This window comes from Caballeronia sp. LZ043, assembly GCF_031451075.1.
Taxonomy (GTDB): domain Bacteria; phylum Pseudomonadota; class Gammaproteobacteria; order Burkholderiales; family Burkholderiaceae; genus Caballeronia.
Genome location: NZ_JARUXT010000020.1, coordinates 1 through 4,674, shown reverse-complemented (window position 1 = coordinate 4,674; position 4,674 = coordinate 1). Strand labels below are relative to the sequence as shown.

At 61.5% G+C, this 4,674-nt stretch carries 4 protein-coding genes; 2 read left to right on the top strand and 2 right to left on the bottom strand.

Going from position 1 to position 4,674, the window contains the following annotated elements; translation table 11 throughout:
• Together QCE64_RS36070 and QCE64_RS36065 are read left to right on the top strand one after the other, a co-directional pair.
• Positions 1-444, top strand: a 444-nt coding sequence (locus tag QCE64_RS36070) for a hypothetical protein (RefSeq protein WP_310009113.1), incomplete at its 5' end; no start/stop codon positions are given.
• A gap of 73 nt (positions 445-517) precedes the next feature.
• Entirely contained in the window at positions 518-745 is a 228-nt protein-coding gene (locus QCE64_RS36065) for a SymE family type I addiction module toxin (protein ID WP_309927978.1), read from the top strand.
• Between the two features lie 44 nt (positions 746-789).
• On the opposite strand, the gene QCE64_RS36060 is transcribed toward QCE64_RS36065, so the two are convergent.
• Positions 790-990, bottom strand: coding sequence for a CPCC family cysteine-rich protein (locus QCE64_RS36060; protein WP_309820330.1), 201 nt, complete (start codon positions 988-990; stop codon positions 790-792).
• On the bottom strand, positions 990-4,674 hold a 3,685-nt coding region (locus QCE64_RS36055), incomplete at its 5' end, for a hemagglutinin repeat-containing protein (protein WP_310009112.1). The genes QCE64_RS36055 and QCE64_RS36060, both read right to left, overlap by 1 nt.

The following is a 4,674-nucleotide window of genomic DNA, read 5'->3' as shown; positions in this document are numbered from 1 at the left end:
GTGTACACCTGGTGCGGTACCTTGAACATCTATGCTTTCCTTTCTTTGGGTCGAGTTTATACGCGACCTGCTGGAAGGCGAAATTTCAGGGGAAGCTCAATCCCCGATGGTTTGCCAATGAGCACTCAGACTTGGCTCTTCTTTTTTATCTTTATTCTGAAGGCCTTCTGGTCAGGCGGCATCGCCGCTTTCGTCTATATCCTCATCGGCGAATTGCATTTCGAAGCATACATCCGCTGGAACTTGCTGATTTTTCCCTACATCTCCGCCTTCCTGTTTGCACTCGCGCTGCTCGGCATTTTCGGCTCATCACGGTTCGTCTGGCTCAGGAACCTCAACAGCTTTTGGTGCTATGCAGCCATCGTCTGGGGATTTTTCCTGCTCGCCATGATCGAGCAACTTGTCGAACCATTGAAGAGACGTACCGAACGCGCCACCGCGTAAACGAAGCGCGGGCCGCATGGGCGCCAACCCATACAGCCCGCTGACCACAACCAACTCATGACGGGAGTTGACTATGGCTGACGCCAATCTTAAAGCATTGAACGCGCATTCCGAGCGCCTCATCAAGATTCAACAAGCCGAGCGCGAGCGGCCTTACTCGATGCGGCCGAACAAGACACCGCCGCCGCTTTATCCGTGGTTCAAGCTCGCCGGGCGATGGCTTGAGCAGGCGGGTTTCGAAGCAGGGCAGAACGTCAGGGTTCACGTCGAGCACGGCAGGCTCGTCATCACCCCCGCCTGAACAGCGCTACAACAACCAACCCAGCTCAATAGCCGGGTTGGTTGTTACTGTGCCTGATTTTTTCTTGCCTGCCAAAGTGCACGGGCCTCATTCAGACTGCTTTGATTAGCCCCACCCGCAAATGTAGGATCATCTGATTGCACTGGATCATCTTCCCAACCGCATACTGCGCAGATTTCATAGTTCCCGCGGTCACTAAGGGTCACGCTATCACAGCATGGGCACGGGAGAAGGTCTTCTTGCATCACTGTTTATTCCAATAGTCCATTCCAGCCGACGGCCTAAACATCGTTCTTGGCGCACCATCCTTGTTTTTTGACGCAAACGTGTTTGTCGCCGGATCGTAAAACAGCGTATCGCCATTCGGGCGAGTCTTAATCAGAGTTCCATCCGGTGGATTGTTTACAAAGTCCTGCGCTGATTGAACATATTGCACTGAGTTCTGATACTCCGGAAACTCTCCGCCGTGCTTGGTCGAATGACCGTAAGCATTTTCAACCGGAGTCTTATCCTTTGTTGAAGTCCAGAACGTACTCTTTGCGTCTTTTCCAGCAAGTGCCCCGGTGGGCGGCCGCACCGTCGCAGCACCCGTATCCGCCGTCTTCACCGACTTCTGCCCAAGCATAGCCCGTTCTTTATCCAGAATCTGCCGAAGCTCTTTCGCTTCCTTCGCGGCTTCGCTTTCCTTCCTGTTGTTGTTCTGGTTGTACAGATTCACATTGGACGCGGCCGCAGCTCCTGCCGTGCCGCCGATGATGCCGCCGCCGAGCGTGCTGGCCACATTGCCCGCAATGTTCCCGATGAGTTTGGATCCGGCTTCCTCCGCGACCGCATCCGCGAACTGCTGCGTGCGATTGGCCAAGTAAACAGACATGCCCGCACCCGCCGCACCTTGCGCCGCGCTACCGATGCCACCACCGCCCAGACCGCCGATCAGCCCGCCACCCGCTACGTGCAGCGCAATCCTGTTGCTGCCCGATTCACTCCACGAATCCGCCGTGTCGAGGTAGCCTTGCATCGCATCCAGGTCGCCCCGCTCGTAGGCTGCTTTTGCATCCTTGAGCGCGCCGTCACGCTTCGCGTTCGCGATCATGCCGATCTGCGTGGCCACCGCTTCACCCGCCGCGCTGGCGGCGTTCATCATGTCGCCTTGCTTGTCCAGCAGGTTGTTCACGTCCGGCAGCGTCGAAACGGTTCCGTTCGTGCTCGACGTGTCACGGCTGAGGTTCGCAACGTCCTGCGTCTGGTGCTCGCGGTCCGTGACGTTGATCGTCCCGGCGCTGATCGCGCTGCGCGTGATGCCATTCGAGCTACCGCTGTCGCTCTGACTCATCATCGGCACAACGCCGCCCGCTCCGCTCACTGACGACGGGCCTATACCGCTCTGCGCAGTGCCTATCGATCCACCCGCGCTAAACCCGCTGCTGCTCGCGCTGTAGTCGCTGCGATTCTGAAGGTCCGAGAAGGTGAGCGTGCCTGTGTTGAGCGTGTTCCTGCTTGCGTCGGCGTCGCTCGCGATCACCGCGCCCTTGAGGTCGGTACTGCCCTTGACGGTGATGTCAAAGCCGCCTTCGCCCGCATGAATCCCGCTTTGCTCTTCGACGGCCGCGTAATTGCCGCTCGCATTGCCGTGCTGCGAACTGAACGAACCGCCGCCACCGCTCTGACTGATCGCAAAGCCGCCGCCGGCGCTGCTTTGATGCGCCGCGCTGACGGTCGTATCCTGCACGCTCGCGATGTTCAGGTTGGCGCCGACGTCCGCCGCGATCTGTCTTCCGGCGATCTGTGAGCCAATCACGTTCGTATCGCCGCCTGAGACGATCGCGACGCTATTAGCGCCCGTTACGTGCGACGCGTTCTGAATCGCCGCGTCGCTGTTGGCGTCGCCATGCGCGTTCGCCATTGCCGCCGATATGCCGAAGCCGTTCGTGCCGACCGACACGCCGACGCTCGCGCTCTTGCTGCTGTTGGAGCTGCGCGTCGACGCCGTGTCGGTCGTGTTGACGACGTTCACCTGATCCTTCGCGGCGAGCACCACGTCGCTTGCGCTGATGTTCGAGCCGGCGATGTTCAGGTTTCCCTCGGTCGCCACGAACGCCGCCGTGCCTCCTGCGTTCACAGACGAACCGCGATTTATCGTCTGCGTCTCGCTCGAATCGCTGCGGCTGCTGCTCGACCCGACGCTCAATTGAACGGCGATGCTCGGGTTCCGCATCAGCGCGCCACGTCTCGCGCCGGCGACGCCCATCGCCGCATTCCCCGCGGCCGCGATCGCGTGCAGCGTCGCCGCGCGGTCGTTGCCCGTGCTCGCCGAGTGACTCGCGGCGCGGCTCTGCGTATAGGCGTTATTGATCGCGTCGCCCACTGAACCCGACAGCCCGAGCGCAAGGCCGCTCGAATGCGAGGTTTCCGTCCGCGAACGCTGCGCCGTATCCTTGGCCGCGTCGATGGTGACGTTCGCGCCCAGGCCGACGAGGTCTTTCGCCGCAAGCAGATCACTGCCGGTCACATGGAGTGTAGAGCCGGCCTGAATCGAAAGATTGCCCGCCAGCGAGCCGACCGTGCTCGCGTTGTTCGTCACGTTCGAAGCCTGGTCGGTCGTCGCGTGATTGTTGCTGCCATAGGTCACGGTCAAGCCGCTGGTGCCGAGCCCGGAGCGCTTTTCCTGATAGCTGCTCGACGACGTCATGGTGTCCTGCGACGTGCCGATACTGACGTCATGCGCCGCGCTCAATGCCACATCGTTGGTGCCGACGATCGTACTGCCATTGACGTTGATGTCGCGGCCACTGACGATGGTCACCGCATCCGCGGAAACCATGCTGCCTTGTGCAAGCGTCGCCGTGCTGGCGCGCGAACTCGTGACCTCCTTTCCGCTGACCGCATTGCTGTGGCTGTGCTGCTCCTGCGTGTTCTCGACGTGCGTCTCGGTCGCGGCGGCAATATTGACGTTGCCGGTCGCCGCAAGCGCGGCCGTGCCGTGGTCGAGGTTGATCGTGCTGCCGGTGACGTTGATATCCTTGCCCGACGCCACGACGAGCGAGTTACCCGCGTTGAGCACGGTGTTCGTGAGCGTATCGTCCGAGCGGTGCAGCGACTCCGAGTAAGTGCCGTGACCGTCGGCGCCTGCGCTGTTGCTGTCGACCATTGAGGTCGCGCGCGCGGCCTGCAGGGTGACATTGCCATTTGCCGCGAGCACGCCGCCGCCGTTCAAGTCGAGGCTCGCGCCGGTCGCGGTGAGGTCGCCGCCGACACCGATCTGCGTCATGCCGCCCACCTTGACCGCGCTCCCGGTCGTCTGGTTGAGATTGGTATTCGACACGCCATTGGCGCGCTCGACGACCTTGTTCTCGCCGGTCTGCACCGAGCCGAGCTCATAGTTTCCGCCGACAAGCATGGCGAGATTGCCGCCGACGTCCAGCGTGCCGGCGTTCTGCCGAACGTCGCCGCCGGTCACGATCGCCGCATCGCCTGCGACGTTCACGGTCGCGAGCGGCCCGAGTGTGCTCACGGTGCGCGTCGCGCCCGTCGCGCTGACCTGGTGGATTGTGTTGACAGCGGTATTGAGGAGAAGATCGCCGCCGGCATTCAGTGCCAGGCTCCCCGCGTTGAGGGTGGCGGATGTCAGATCGACGTCGCCTTGCGTGGTGAGGGACATCAGACCGCCGCTGCGCAGCGCGCCGAAAGCGTTGTCGATCTGCGTGCCCTGAATCGAAAGCGTGTTGCCCGCCTGTATCGTGCCGCTGTTGCTGAACGTCTGTGCGTCCTTCAGATCGATATCGGTCGCGGCGATCAGCGGCCCGTTCGTGTTCTGCTGGCTTGCCTTCGCGAGGTACACGACGGGCACGAGCACGGACTGACCGTCGACGATGACCGTCTGCATGATGACGACGTTGCTCGTGAGCGCCGCGACCTGTTCCGGCGACAGA